The sequence below is a fragment of the Amycolatopsis sp. NPDC051373 genome (assembly GCF_040689465.1).
Taxonomy (GTDB): Bacteria; Actinomycetota; Actinomycetes; order Mycobacteriales; family Pseudonocardiaceae; genus Amycolatopsis.
Genome location: NZ_JBFBAE010000001.1, coordinates 88691 through 101032, shown reverse-complemented (window position 1 = coordinate 101032; position 12342 = coordinate 88691). Strand labels below are relative to the sequence as shown.

At 70.4% G+C, this 12342-nt stretch carries 12 protein-coding genes; 9 read left to right on the top strand and 3 right to left on the bottom strand.

Translation table 11 applies throughout. From position 1 onward, the window contains the following. Window positions 1–47: 47 nt before the first annotated feature. On the top strand, window positions 48–557 hold the full coding sequence (locus tag AB0383_RS00550; protein WP_364173744.1) for a SigE family RNA polymerase sigma factor: 510 nt from the start codon (window positions 48–50) through the stop codon (window positions 555–557). Then, window positions 554–1330, top strand: a complete 777-nt coding sequence (locus AB0383_RS00545) for a hypothetical protein (RefSeq protein WP_366184229.1) — start codon at window positions 554–556, stop codon at window positions 1328–1330. The genes AB0383_RS00550 and AB0383_RS00545 overlap by 4 nt, the downstream gene beginning before the upstream one ends. An 18-nt stretch (window positions 1331–1348) precedes the next feature. Here AB0383_RS00545 and AB0383_RS00540 read toward each other — a convergent pair whose 3' ends face one another. Next, entirely contained in the window at window positions 1349–2305 is a 957-nt protein-coding gene (locus tag AB0383_RS00540; RefSeq protein ID WP_364173739.1) for a Gfo/Idh/MocA family oxidoreductase, read from the bottom strand. Beyond that, window positions 2302–3408 (bottom strand): DegT/DnrJ/EryC1/StrS family aminotransferase, encoded by a 1107-nt coding sequence (locus AB0383_RS00535; RefSeq protein WP_220245599.1) that lies wholly within the window; start codon window positions 3406–3408, stop codon window positions 2302–2304. The genes AB0383_RS00540 and AB0383_RS00535 overlap by 4 nt, the downstream gene beginning before the upstream one ends. Window positions 3409–3611: 203 nt before the next feature. Here AB0383_RS00535 and AB0383_RS00530 point away from each other — a divergent pair, with 203 nt between their 5' ends. The 7 genes from AB0383_RS00530 to AB0383_RS00500 are packed head-to-tail and all read left to right on the top strand — an operon-like array spanning window position 3612 to window position 10100. Then, window positions 3612–4343, top strand: coding sequence for a UDP-N-acetylglucosamine acyltransferase (locus AB0383_RS00530; protein ID WP_364173736.1), 732 nt, complete (start codon window positions 3612–3614; stop codon window positions 4341–4343). A gap of 10 nt (window positions 4344–4353) precedes the next feature. Continuing rightward, a complete protein-coding gene (locus AB0383_RS00525) occupies window positions 4354–4596 on the top strand; it encodes an acyl carrier protein (RefSeq protein WP_366184227.1) in 243 nt (80 codons plus the stop codon). Then, entirely contained in the window at window positions 4589–5320 is a 732-nt protein-coding gene (locus tag AB0383_RS00520; protein WP_364173732.1) for a glucose 1-dehydrogenase, read from the top strand. Before AB0383_RS00525 ends, AB0383_RS00520 begins: the two co-directional genes overlap by 8 nt. Then, window positions 5317–6726 (top strand): AMP-binding protein, encoded by a 1410-nt coding sequence (locus tag AB0383_RS00515; RefSeq protein WP_366184224.1) that lies wholly within the window; start codon window positions 5317–5319, stop codon window positions 6724–6726. Before AB0383_RS00520 ends, AB0383_RS00515 begins: the two co-directional genes overlap by 4 nt. Beyond that, entirely contained in the window at window positions 6723–7796 is a 1074-nt protein-coding gene (locus AB0383_RS00510) for an acyl-protein synthetase (RefSeq protein WP_366184222.1), read from the top strand. The genes AB0383_RS00515 and AB0383_RS00510 overlap by 4 nt, the downstream gene beginning before the upstream one ends. Before the next feature lie 26 nt (window positions 7797–7822). Then, window positions 7823–9067, top strand: a complete 1245-nt coding sequence (locus AB0383_RS00505; RefSeq protein WP_366184220.1) for an acyl-CoA reductase — start codon at window positions 7823–7825, stop codon at window positions 9065–9067. Between the two features lie 43 nt (window positions 9068–9110). Then, complete coding sequence (locus AB0383_RS00500; RefSeq protein ID WP_364173722.1) at window positions 9111–10100, top strand: lysylphosphatidylglycerol synthase transmembrane domain-containing protein; 990 nt, start codon at window positions 9111–9113, stop codon at window positions 10098–10100. A 51-nt stretch (window positions 10101–10151) separates the two neighbouring features. On the opposite strand, the gene AB0383_RS00495 is transcribed toward AB0383_RS00500, so the two are convergent. After that, window positions 10152–12083: a DUF6541 family protein gene (locus AB0383_RS00495; protein ID WP_364173719.1), complete on the bottom strand. Its 1932-nt coding sequence runs from the start codon at window positions 12081–12083 to the stop codon at window positions 10152–10154. Window positions 12084–12342: the final 259 nt, after the last annotated feature.

Below are 12342 nucleotides of genomic sequence, written 5' to 3'. Positions count from 1 at the left end.
CCGCTGCGCCCAGCCGTCCCGTAGAGGTGGAGATCGGGGGTACGCGGGTGGCGCGCAGTGACGACGAGTTCGTCGATTTCGTGCAGGCCTCGTCGAACCGGCTCACGCACGCGGCGTACCTGCTGACCGGCGACCGCCACCAGGCCGAGGACGCTGCCCAGACCGCCTTCACCCGCACCTACGCCGCCTGGTCGCGCGTGCGCCGCAAGGACGCCTACGCGTACGCCCGGACGGTGCTGGTCAACCACGTGATCGACGGCTGGCGGCGCCCGTTGCGCGAGTACGCCTCCGAGGAAGTGCCCGAGCGGCCGACGAGCCAGGACGTCGCGCAGGCCGTGACGCAGCGCGAGTGGCTGACGTCCGCGCTGGCGCGGCTGACGGGCCGCGAACGGGCCGTGGTGGTGCTCAGGCACTTCTTCGACCTGCCGGAACAGGCGGTCGCCGATGAATTGGGCGTGTCGGTGGGTACCGTCAAGAGCACGAACTCGCGGGCGCTCGCGAAGCTGCGGGTGGATGCCGGGCCGGAAGACGTGCTGATCGGAGGGAGCGGGCGGTGACCGACCTCGACAAGCTGCGCTCCGCGTTGCGCGAAGAGCCCGACCAGCCGTTCGCCGCGCCCGACCTGGGCCGGATCATCACCGAGGGCCGGCGCATCCGTCGACGGCGCAGGATCGCCACGGGCGCGGGAGCGGCCGCCGCGGTGGCCGCCGTCGTCGGGATCGTGTTCGGCGCCGTCGCTCTGCGTACGCCGGCGGAGCCGACGCAGGTGCCTGCCGCCGCGCCGCCGGCCCCGGCGACCAGTGGCCCGGTCGCGTCGGACGGCGCCGTGCCGACCACCTCGCCACCGCCGACGTCGGCGATCGACCAGCTGCCGGAGTCGGTGACCCAGCCCTACGGCGATGTCATCCACACCGGCATCAAGACCGCCGCCGGCGGCGAGCTCGTCTTCTACGCGACCAAGATCGACGACAACGCGGCCCTGCCCGACGTCCACTTCGGCATCATGGTCGCGGTCCAGACCAAAACCGGTCACCTGTCGCTCTACGCCAGCAACGAGATCCGCGGCGCCGACCGGTCGTTCGGCTTCCATGCCACCGCGGGCGGCATGGCAGCCGGCGGCACCTGGGTGCCTGTGTACGGCTACTTCTCCGGACCCGCCGTGAAGATCGTCAGCACCGTGCACGGCAAGCCGGTGCAGGCGCGGACGGCGTCGTGGAGCGTGGACCCCCGCGTGGTCGTGTTCTGGTTCGACCAGCGCGAAGTGCCCGACCCCGCCGTACTGACCCCGTTGGTCGCGTACGGCAAGGACGGCACCCGCCTCACCAAATGACTCCGCCTCGCCGAAAACCTAAGCGGCGGCCTGCGTGAGCACCTGCGCCACCACGTGGTGCGACGGCAGGATCAGGTCGCGCTCCACGGCGGCGTCGATCTTGCCCTCGAGCAGGTCCAGGAACCGGTCCAGCTGAGTGGCCAGCGGCTCGCGCGCGGTGACCAGCTCCGGGATCTCGATCACGGTCTGCTGCCGGTAGCCGAGGCCGTCGGGCGTCACGGAGTCGTGCGACACGTGGCGGTAGATCGTCACGTCGCGGCGCAGCAGGTCGATCTCGATCAGCCGGTCCAGTTCGGACACGACCAGCGAACGCACCTTCTTCTGCCCCAGCCGCGAAGCCGACACCGTGGCCAGGCCGGTCGGGAACGACAGCACCGTCTCGATGGTGTCCTCAGCGCCCTCGACCGAGTTCGGGTGGAAGTAGCCGGCACCCGAGGTGACGCGGGCCGGCGTGGCGCCACCGAAGAACTGGATCGCCAGGTCGACGTCGTGCACCAGCAGGTCCCACGCGACGCCGGTCTTGATGCGCGGCGCGTACGGGCCGTGGCGCCGTGCCATGAAGTGCACCGGCTCGTTGACCAGCGCCCGCGCCGTCATCACGGCGGGGTTGTAGCGCTCGAGCAGGCCGCACATCAGCGGCACGTCCTTCTGCTCCGAGAGCGCCACGATCTCCTGCGACTTCTCGAAGCTGTTGCACACCGGCTTCTCGACGAGCATCGGCTTGCCCTGGCCCAGGATCTCCTGCGCCAGGTCGTAGTGCACCTCGGTGGCCGACGCGAGCACCACGGCGTCCACATCGGACAGTGAGCCGAGCTCCGGCGTCCACTGCGTCTCGTAGCGCTCGGCGACAGCGCGGCCGGCTTCCTCGCGCGGGTCGATCACGCGGACGAGGTCCACGCGCTCGTTGGCCGTCAGCACGCGCGCGTGCAGCGAGCCCATGTTGCCCGTGCCGATCAGGGCGATGCGGTGGGTCATGCGCCGAGCACCTCGCGAACCGTTTCGATGATCTTGTCGAGCTGTGCGTCGGTCAGGTGCGGGTGTACCGGCAGCGAAAGCGCCTGCGCCGCGACGGCCGTGGCCACCGGGAAGTCGTTCACATCGGCGCCCGGGATCAGCGGGTGGCCGCGGTAGCAGTCGTAGTCGAACACGATCTTGGGGTAGTAGATCCCGTTGCCGATGCCGCGCTCGGTGAGCGAGGCGGCCAGCTCGTCGCGCGAGAGCATCGCGTGCGGACCCACGAGCACGGTGTACTGGTGCCACACGTGCTCCCGGCCCGGCAGCACCTGCGGGATGTCGAGGCCCGGCGTGCCCGCCAGCCCCTCCGACAGCCGCTTCGCGTTGGCCTGGCGGGCCGCGGTGAGCTGGTCGAGCTTCTCCAGCTGCGGGATGCCGACGGCCGCGTGCAGGTCCGTCATGCGGTAGTTGTGGCCGGCCATCTCGTACTGGTAGCGGGCGCGCATGCCCTGGTTGCGCAGTACGCGCAGCTTGTCGGCCAGTACGTCGTCGTCGGTGGTGATCACGCCGCCCTCGGCGGTCGTCACGTTCTTGGTCGCGTACAGCGAGAAGCAGCCGATGCCGTACGAGCCGGCGGCGCGGCCCTCGAACGACGCGCCGACCGCCTGCGCCGAGTCCTCGATGACCTGCAGCCCGTGCTCGGCGGCGAGCGGGGCGAGCTTGCCCATGTCCGCCGTCTGGCCGTACAAGTGCACCGGCATCAGGACCTTGGTGCGGTCGGTGACGGCGGCGCCCACGGCGTCGGGGTCGATCGCGAAGTCGTCGCGCCGGATGTCGGCGAACCGGACGGTGGCGCCGGCCTCGAGGATGGCGTTCAACGTCGCGACGAACGTGAACGGCGTGGTGATCACCTCGTCACCCGGTGCCAGGTCCAGCGCCTGCAGCGAGGCGACCAACGCGGTGGTGCCGTTGTTCACGGCGATGGCGTGCTTCGTGCCCGCGACGTGCGCGAAGGCGTCCTCGAAGCGCTTGACCATCGGCCCCTGTGCGATGGCGCCGGATCGCAGCACCTCGACGACGAGGTCTTCCGCGTCACGGACGTCGACCACGGTAATGGGGATCATCGGCAGTCTCTCTCGGCAGGCGATTTCGATGCGTCCGGTACAGTGCAGTGCGCTCAGGCCGCGAGGCCGGCGAGCCGCCGGTTCTGCGCCCGGCCGCGCCTTGCGTGAACGCGGGCCACACGTTACCGGGCGCCGCCGCCTGCCCCAGACCCCAGGCCGCTCGGACCCGACAGCGGTAAAACGAAACGGAACGGATCACCAGCGTGGCCAACCGAATCCACCCCACCGCGATCATCGGCGAAGGCGTCGAGCTCGGCGACGACAACGTGATCGGACCGTACACGGTGATCGTCGGCCCGACCAGGATCGGCGACGGCAACTGGATCGGCCCGCACGTGACCATCGGCACGCCGGGCGAGGACCGTGGCCGTGAACACCCCGCTGCGTGGGACACCGCCCCGACCGGCGACGCGGACGCCGACGGCCACGGCGTGGTGATCGGCAGCCGCAACCGCATCCGCGAGTACGCGACCGTCCACCAGGGCACCTGGCGCACCACCACGCTCGGCAGCGACGGTTACTACCTGCGCGGCTCCCACATCGCCCACGACTGCCTGGTCGGCTCCGGCGTCACCATCGCGTCCAACGTGCTCACCGGCGGCCACTGCCACATCTGGGACGGCGCCAACCTCGGCATGGGCGCGATCCTGCACCAGAAGGTGGTGGTCGGCCCCGGCGCGATGGTCGGCATGGCCTCGGCCGTGCGGCGCGAGGTGGGCGCGTTCACGATCGCCGTGGGCAACCCGGCGCGCGTCACCGGCGTGAACGTCGTGGGCCTGTCCCGCCGAGGTCTGGACGAGGCCACGATCGAGGCACTGGGTCCGTGGCTGAAGGGCAAGGAGGGCCTCCCGGAGGATGGGCTGGCCGACCGCCTGCCCGGCGACCTCTCTACCTTGGTCAAGGCGTGGGACGCCCGCCCGCGTGACGAGCACTAGGAGCTGTGAAATGAGTGTCGCCCCCAAGCTGCGCGAGGTCTTCGTCGAGGCGCTTGACCTCGACGGAGATGTGGACGTCGAGAACCTGAAGTACCGCGACATCGAGGCGTGGGACTCGGTCGGCCACATGGCGCTGGTCGCGGCCATCGAGGACGAGTTCGACGTCGAGTTCGACACCGACCAGGTCATCGACATGTCGAGCTTCAAGGCCGCCGTGGACATGGTGACCGAGCTGAAGTCGAAGAATGACTGATCTCACCGGACGCGTCGCGCTGGTGACCGGCGGTACGCGCGGGATCGGCTTGGCCACCGCGCGCGCCCTGGTCGAGGCCGGCGCGACGGTGGTCCTGACCAGCCGCGACGAGGGCCGCGCGAAGGAAGCCGCGGAAGCCGCGGGTGCCGCCGCCGGTCTCGCGCTCGACGTCACCGACGCCAAGGCCGTGTCGACGGTCGTCCGCGGGGTTGCGAAGGAGCACGGCAGGCTCGACGTCGTGGTCGCCAACGCCGGGATCATGGAGGACGCGCTCCTCGGCATGATCCGCGAGGAGCTCGTCGACACCACGCTGGCCACCAACGTCGCCGGCACGCTGCACACCGTGCAGGCCGCGGCGCGGGCGATGATGCGCAAGAAAACCGGTGCGATCGTGGTGCTCGCCTCCGTGGTGGGCCAGTACGGAAGCGCAGGTCAGACCGTGTACGCGGCGTCGAAGGCGGCGGTGGCCAACATCGCGCGCTCGGCCGCGAAGGAGCTTGGCCGCTCGGGTATCCGCGTGAACGCGGTGGCGCCCGGCGTGATCGAGACGGACCTCACCTCGGCGCTGTCCGAGGACGCGAAGGCGGACAACGTCGCGAAGACACCGCTGGGCCGGCTCGGGACCGCCGAGGACGTGGCGAAGGCGATCCGGTTCCTGGTGAGCGACGACGCCGCGTTCATCACCGGACAGGTGCTGGGGATCGACGGAGGCTTGGTGCTGTGACGCTGTGGGGTGCGGGTGCCCGGCTGGTCGACGCGGCCGGGGGCCGCACGCTGGCGGGCGACGAGCTGGACGCGGAGGTCGCGCGCGTCGCGGCCGCGCTCGGTGAGCTGCCGGCGGGTGTGCTGTTCGCGCGGATGTCCGTCGACCTGGCGAGCGTGCTGCGGTACCTCGGCGCCGTCGAGGCCCACCGCGCGGTGGCGCTGATCGACCCGGCGCTCGACGCCGACGTGCTCGCGGGCCTGATCACGCGGTTCCGGCCCGCCGCCGTGCTGGCCGCGCCGGACGCCCCGGCGCCCGAGGGCTACACGGCGTCCGGTGAAAACTGGCTGCGCGAGTCGGCCGACGGCGTGAAGCCGCACCCTGACCTCGCCGTGCTGCTGCCGACCAGTGGCTCCACCGGCAACCCCAAGCTCGTGCGCCTGTCGCGCAACGGTTTGCTCGCCAACGCCGAGGCCATCGCCGAGGTGCTGCACGTCGACGCCGACGAGATCGCCCCCACCTGCCTGCCGCTGCACTACAGCTACGGCCTTTCGGTGCTGAATTCGCACCTCGTGCGTGGTGCGACCGTGGTGATCGAAGCGTCCGGCGTGCTCGGCCGCGGATTCTGGGACGCGGTGAACGAGTACGGCATCACGTCGCTGTCGGGCGTGCCGTACCACTACGAAATGCTGCGGCGCCTCAAGTTCGACCCCGCGAAGTACCCGACGCTGCGCACGCTCACGCAGGCGGGCGGCAAGCTGCGCGACGAGCTCGTGGTGGAGTTCAACGACAAGATGCGCGCGGTCGGCGGCCGGATGTACGTGATGTACGGCCAGACCGAGGCCTCACCGCGCATGACCACCGTGCCCGCCGAGCGCCTCGCCGACAAGATCGGCTCCGCCGGCCCCGCGCTGCCCGGCGGTGTGTTCTCCGTCCGCCGCGACGACGGGATCGAGACCAAGCACCCCAAGATCGTCGGCGAGGTCGTCTACCGGGGACCCAACGTGATGATGGGCTACGCCGACGACGAGGCCGCCCTGGCCGCGGGCGACGAATGCGGCGGGCTGCTCGCCACCGGTGACCTCGGGTACCTCGACGAAGAGGGGTACCTGTTCATCACCGGGCGGCTCAAGCGCATCGGCAAGGTGTTCGGCAACCGCGTGAGCCTCGATGACCTGGAGCACGCCGTGCGCCAGGCCGCGGTGGGCATCGACGTGGTGGCGGCCGTGCCTGCGGGCGACAAGGTCGTGCTGTGGGCCGAGCTGCCCGAGGGCGACGGCGCCAAGGCGATCTGCAAGGACGCGTCGCGCGCGTTGTCGGAGCGGCTGCACCTGCACACCAGCGGGTTCGACGTGCGGCCGATCGACACGGTGCCGCTGCTGGCCAGCGGGAAGATCGACTACCGGTCGTTGGAAGGACGGGTATGAGTGTGTTCACGCGCTCGCAGGCCGAGCGGGAGGCGCAGCTGCTTCCCGAGCTCGCGGAGCTGACCGCGCACCACCGCGCGAGCTCCGAAGGCTACGACCGGATCCTGACGTCGCTCGGAATCGCGCCGAACGCGCCGTTCGCCACGATCGCGGACCTGCCGTGGCTGCCGGTGCGCATGTTCAAGACGCACGACCTCAAGTCGATTCCCGACGCCGAGGTGTTCAAGACGCTCACGTCTTCGGGCACCACCGGCGCCGGCGCGTCGCGCATCTACCTGGACAAGGACGCGGCGGGCGCGCAGACCAAGCAGCTCGGCGCGACGCTGCAGGAAGTCCTCGGCGGCGAGCGGCTCCCGATGCTGATGGTCGACACCATCGGCATCATCAAGAACCGCCGCTCGTTCTCCGCGCGCGGCGCCGGCGTGCTGGGCATGGCCAACTTCGGCCGCAAGCACACGTACGTGCTCGACGAGAACGACCAGCCCGACGTCGAGGCCGTGAAGAAGTTCCTCGCCGAGTACGGGGACAAGCCGTTCCTGATCTTCGGGTTCACGTTCATGGTGTGGCTCTACCTGTACGAGGTGGCGCGCGACCACGGGCTTGATCTCTCCAACGGCATCCTGATCCACTCCGGTGGCTGGAAGAAGCTGATCGACCGCGCCGTGGACAACACCGAGTTCCGCCGTCGGTTCAAAGAGGACACCGGCCTCACGCGGATCCACAACTACTACGGGATGATCGAGCAGATCGGCACCGTGTTCCTCGAAGGACCGTCGGGGAACTCCCTGTACTGCCCGGATTTCGCCGACGTCGTGATCCGGGACCCGGAGACGTGGCGCGAGCAGCCGGTGGGCAAGCCAGGCGTGATCGAGGTCGTCTCGACGCTGCCACGCTCGTACCCGGGACATGTGCTGCTGACCGAGGACCTCGGTGTGTACAACGGCATCGACGACGGTGACTGGCCCGGCAAGCACTTCTCCGTGCTGGGGCGGCTGCCGAAGGCCGAGGCGCGGGGTTGTTCGGACACGTTCTCGGCGGAAAACAGCAGCGTGGCGGAGCCACTCCGTTGAGGGCGGTGGAGGGGAGGAAGGCGGAGATGACGTCTCTGGAGCAGCGGTTCCCCGTTGCGGAGCCGGTTGAGGTTGGTTCGCTGCTGGCCGAGGTGCGCGCCGAACCGCCCGGTGGCCGGTTGACCGTCGGCGACCCGCGCGTGGTCGAGTTCGTCACGAAGTTCGCGCGCAAGCTCCTCGCGCCCGCCCTCGCGCGGCGTTACCCGGAGCTGGCCTCGCTGGGTTTCTTTCTGCGCAAGGGAGAGCTCGCGAAGGCACTGTCCACTTTGGAAACCTCCGGCGACGCGCTGCGCTTCCCGCGCGGTCTTGTGTTCCACGTGCCGCCGGCCAACGTCGACACGATCTTCGTGTACTCGTGGGCCCTCTCGGCGCTGGCGGGCAACCCGAACGTCGTGCGCGTGTCGTCGCGTTCGGCGGGGGCGGCGGAGGCCGTGCTGGAGGCGTTGAACGCGGCGCTGGACGACGTGTCGCCGGAGACCGCGGCGACCATCCGCGCGACCCAGCGCATGGTCACCTACGACCGCAGCGACGAGATCAGCGGCGCCCTGTCGCTGGCCGCCGACCTGCGCGTGATCTGGGGCGGCGACGGTTCCGTCGCCGCGCTGCGCAAGTACCCGCTGGCGCCACACGCGCGTGACCTCACGTTCCCGGACCGCTCGTCGTTCGCCGTCGCGTCGGTGCGCGGCTGGCAGGAGGCCACGCCGCAGCAGCGGCGAGCAGCGGCCGAGGGCTTCTACAACGACTCGTACTGGTTCGACCAGGCCGCGTGCTCGTCGCCGCGGGCGGTGTTCTGGGTCGGCGACGCCGACGGTGCGCGCGCGGCGGGCGAAGAATTCCGGGCGCTGCTCGCGTCGGTGCTCGAGGCCAAGCAGCACGTGACCGAGCCGGCGATGGCCGTGCAGAAGCGCGTGTCGGCCTACGGCGCGGCGGTCGACGGGCTCGTGTCGGCGGTCTCTTTCGACGGAAATTCCCTGGCCACACTCGAGCTCACCGACGTGACCGTGATGCCGCGCGAGTGGCTCGGCGCGGGCACTTTCGCCAACGCGCACCTCGCCTCGTTGGGTGAACTTGTGCCGCTGGTTCTGCGCAAGGACCAGACCGTGGCGCAGTTCGGGTTTACCCGCGACGAGCTGGTGGAATTCGTGACGGAGCTCGCCGGGCGCGGCGTCGATCGGGTGGTGCCGTTCGGGTCGGCGTTGACGTTCGCGGGCGTCTGGGACGGTTACGATCTGCTTGCCGAGTTCAGCCGCCTGGTCACGGTGCAGGCCTGACTCGCGGTGACGAGTCTGTGTTGCGTTGTGAGGAGACTGGTCAGTGACGACCGTTCGAACGCCTGAGGAGGACTCCCCGGCTCCTTCGAAGCCGAAGACGGGGAAGTCCACCAAGGCCAAGATCCTCGACGCGGTGCGCTGGCTCGCGATCGTGCTCGTGGTGGCCTTCGCGGCCAAGGCGCTCACCGACAACTGGACCGAGTTCTGGCGCACGCTGTCCGATGTGGCCTGGCAGTCCTCAGTGCTGAGCCTCGTCGCGCTCGTGCTGGCGATCATGGTGTCGACCTGGGGCTGGCAGGTGCTGGTCGATGACCTCGGCAAACCCATCGGCTACATCCGCGGCGCGCAGATCTGCCTGGTCGGCTCGCTCGGCAAGTACGTGCCGGGTTCGGTGTGGGCGTACCTGCTGCAGATGGAGCTCGGCCGCAAAGCCGGCCTCGCGCGCGCCCGGATTTTCACCGGCTCGCTGATCCAGCTCGGCGTCGGCGTGGTCTCGGCGCTCGTCGTGTCGCTGCTCGCCGCGCCGGCCGTGTTCAGCCACAGCCCGCGTGCGATGTGGCTGTTCGTGCTGATCCCGGTCGGCCTCGCGCTGCTGCACCCGCGCGTGCTGACCTGGGGCACCTCGCTCGTGCTTCGCCTGCTTCGCCGCCCGCCGCTGGAACGCCCTTTGACCTGGGGTGTCGTGCTCAAGACCTTCGGCGCGTCGACGCTGGCCTGGGTCCTGCAGGGCGTGCACCTGTGGCTGCTCGCCAACTCCGTCGGCGCCCCGGGCTTCAACGGGCTCGTGCTCTGCGTCGGCGCCATGGCCGTCGCGATGACCGTGGGCACCTTCGCCTTCATCCTGCCCAGCGGCATCGGCGTGCGCGAAGTAGCCCAGGTCGCCGTGCTCACGGCCAGTGGCCTCACCGTCGGCCAGGCCACCGCGTTCGCCGTGGCGTCCCGCGTGATGTTCACCGTCGCGGACCTGCTCACGGCGGGCTTCGCGGCGGGCGCCGCCTGGGCCACGAATCGCCGCACGGTCGCCGCTGCCTGACGCGCCAGAGGTTCGCGGTCCGGACCTCAGCCGTTTGAAAAACCCGCCGCCTCAGCTCTTCAGCCGGTAAATCACGGCGTCCGAGTTCCGGTACACCTGCTGCAAGAACGGCAACCCGTCCAGCCCTACCAGCCCCGGCGAGGCGTACGGGGGGCTGGGCGGCGCCATCGGCCGGCCCAGGATCACCCAGTGGATGTTCAGCCGCTTGACCGCGTCGCGCACCACCGGGTCCGTCTCGTAGTCGCGGAACTGCCAGGCCAGGTACAGGGCGTCCGTGGGGGGTGCGGTGCCGTCGTCGTGCGCGGCGACGGTGCGGACGCCCGTGAGGGCATACGTCCAGACCGTGCCGTCGAGGCGGTCGTTCATGGCCCATTCGCCGGGGGCCGCGAGGTGGCCGAGCTGGACCATCGCGGCTTCCTCGCCGGGCGTGATGGTCTGGTCGTGCGGGTTGGCGGAGCGGTAGCCGGGGGCGAGGCGGTCGCCGTTGGACACCGCGTACAGGCCCCTCGTGGCACCCGCGAAGCCGACCAGCACCAGCACCGCCAGGATCACCGCCGGCACCCGCGGCGGCAGGTGCTCTCCGAGCCACTGCTGCAGCGACGCCAGGCCGTGGCCCGCGATGAACGACAGCGGCACGATGGCCATCGAGATGAACCGGTACGGGTCGTCCCACCAGGGCCGGGAGAACGCCATCACCAGCGGCGAGTTCGACGACGACACGGCCGCGTACGCGATGCCGGTGATCAGCGCTGTGACGCCGATCCACCGCAGGTCGCCGAGCCGGCGGAAGAAGATGAAGCCCAGCAGCAGCGCGGCGGAAAGCCACAGCTGCGGGTGCGGTTCCCAATGCTGGAAGCCCAGCAGCGCACCGATCGCGCTGGTCGCGCGCCACTCGATCGGCCAGCCGAGGTAGGGCAGGGTGCCGTTGGCCAGGCCGAGCGCGCCGAACAGCTGCAGCCACGCCACCAGCACCGACACCACGGCGATCGGCAGCAGCGCGAGCAGGTCGTGGCCGAAGCGGCGCCAGCGCCGGCCCGGGGAGAACCAGCGTTGCAGCAGCAGCGGCCCGGCGAACAGGATCCCGCCGAACAGCGTCGACGAGTGGATGCACAGCAGCCCGACCGCGGCCACGACCAGCAGAAACCCGGTATCGGGCGCCACGCGTTCCAGGTAGCGCTTCAGCACCACGGCCGCCAACGGTGTCAGGGCCAGCCCCAGCAGGAACGGGAACAGCGGCCCGCGGCTCATCGACTCGTACGTGCTCATCACCGGCGCCGCCGACGCGAGCGCCACCGCGCCGGCCAGCACCGCGCGGCCGCGGAACTCGCGCACCAGCACGACCAGCGACAGCGCCAGCAGACCGGGCAGCACCACGGTGTTCACGTCGAGCGTCAGCGGGATCGACGTCGAACCGGTCAGCGAGTACTGGATGGCGGCGAGCAGGTGGTAGGCGTTGGGGTAGAAGGGCGGGTGGGCGTCGCCGTACCAGTTGAGCGTGCCCATGCCGAACAGGCTGCCGTCGCCCGTGGTGGCGATGTAGCGCACGCCGTTGGCCGCGTATGGCGCGTCGCCGCCCTGCGCGATCGCGCCGAGGTGGCCCATGCCGCGCACGGCGGCGTAGAACCCGAACCCGGTGGCCAGCAGCAGGCACCCGACCACGCCCCACTGCCCGCGCGCCGACCACACCCGCGGTTCGGCCACCGGCGGCCACCGCCGCACCGTCAGCCGCCTCAGTCCGAACGCGACAGCCACGAAGACCACAGTGGTCACGCAGAACGTGACCGTGTTGAACGGCAGCCCCATCGCCGCGGTCCACGGCCCCGCCAGGCCGCCGATCGCGTAGCTCAGGAGCGGCGTCAGGCCGGCCAGCACCCAGCCGCGCAGGCCGGCGGCGAGGCCGGTGAGCACCCCCGGCAGGCCGAGTACGAGCACGAGGACGGCGAGACTCGCCACATCGGACAGCAGTGTGGGTTCGCTCGGCAACAGACTTCCTCGGCTGTGACGGATCCGCTCGGTACCCCCGGGTGGCGGATCGGAATCGGAGTCACAGATTAGCGGGCCCGATATACACCCGAACGGCTTATGTCCGGGAAGCATAGTGAAGCGATTGACTGGACTGCGTGAAGTGACGGCCGGAACCGCCCGACAACGCTGCGCATTCCGGCCAATCGCTCACCCGAAAGCGAGGTTTCGTCGCGGGGATTCACCGTGACAACGGGTGACGGCGGGTGGCGTCGGGGTG

What these genes read in the sequence shown, in the direction of transcription:
- AB0383_RS00540 (WP_364173739.1), bottom strand. Translation starts at nt 2,305, where the DNA reads ATGACCCACCGCATCGCCCTGATCGGCACGGGCAACATGGGCTCGCTG.
- AB0383_RS00535 (WP_220245599.1), bottom strand. Translation starts at nt 3,408, where the DNA reads ATGATCCCCATTACCGTGGTCGACGTCCGTGACGCGGAAGACCTCGTC.
- AB0383_RS00525 (WP_366184227.1), top strand. Translation starts at nt 4,354, where the DNA reads ATGAGTGTCGCCCCCAAGCTGCGCGAGGTCTTCGTCGAGGCGCTTGAC.
- AB0383_RS00520 (WP_364173732.1), top strand. Translation starts at nt 4,589, where the DNA reads ATGACTGATCTCACCGGACGCGTCGCGCTGGTGACCGGCGGTACGCGC.
- AB0383_RS00510 (WP_366184222.1), top strand. Translation starts at nt 6,723, where the DNA reads ATGAGTGTGTTCACGCGCTCGCAGGCCGAGCGGGAGGCGCAGCTGCTT.
- AB0383_RS00505 (WP_366184220.1), top strand. Translation starts at nt 7,823, where the DNA reads ATGACGTCTCTGGAGCAGCGGTTCCCCGTTGCGGAGCCGGTTGAGGTT.